Origin of the sequence: Streptomyces sp. NRRL S-495 (assembly GCF_000966955.1) — a bacterium.
GTDB classification, from domain to species: domain Bacteria; phylum Actinomycetota; class Actinomycetes; order Streptomycetales; family Streptomycetaceae; genus Kitasatospora; species Kitasatospora purpeofusca.
This window is the reverse complement of sequence record NZ_JZWY01000942.1, coordinates 1-417: the sequence shown is the minus strand read 5'-3', so window position 1 is coordinate 417 and position 417 is coordinate 1. Positions and strand designations below refer to the sequence as shown.

Genomic DNA, 417 nt, shown 5'->3' with positions numbered 1-417 from the left:
TCGTCGCGCACCAGCAACCGGACCCGGCCGTCGGCCGCGCGCACCGCGAGTTCGGCCGAGCGGGCCCCGCTGTGCTTGGCGATGTTGGTGAGCAGCTCGGCGGCACAGTAGTAGACCGCCTGTTCGATGGCCGGCTCCGGCCGTTGCCGCAGGTCCAGGCGAATGTCGACAGGTACGGGGCAGGTCGCGGTGAGACCGGGCAGGGCCTCGCCGAGGCCGCCCTCCGGCGTCACCGGATGGATGCCCCGGGTGAGCAGCCGGAGTTCGGCGATGGTGTCGTCCGTCTGCCCGCGGGCCCGGGTGACGAGGGCGCGCAGTCGGTCGGTGTCCGCGGATGTGCCGGGCCCGGGGGCCGGGTCCGGCGCGGGCGGTCCGACGGGGCCGAGCGCGTCCTCGGCGCTGTCTCTTATACACATC

Annotated in this window: 1 pseudogene; it reads right to left on the bottom strand. The window is 74.3% G+C overall.

Features of this window, described 5'->3' with window-relative positions:
• Positions 1-417, bottom strand: a pseudogene (locus VR45_RS36720) (hypothetical protein); the annotation flags it as partial.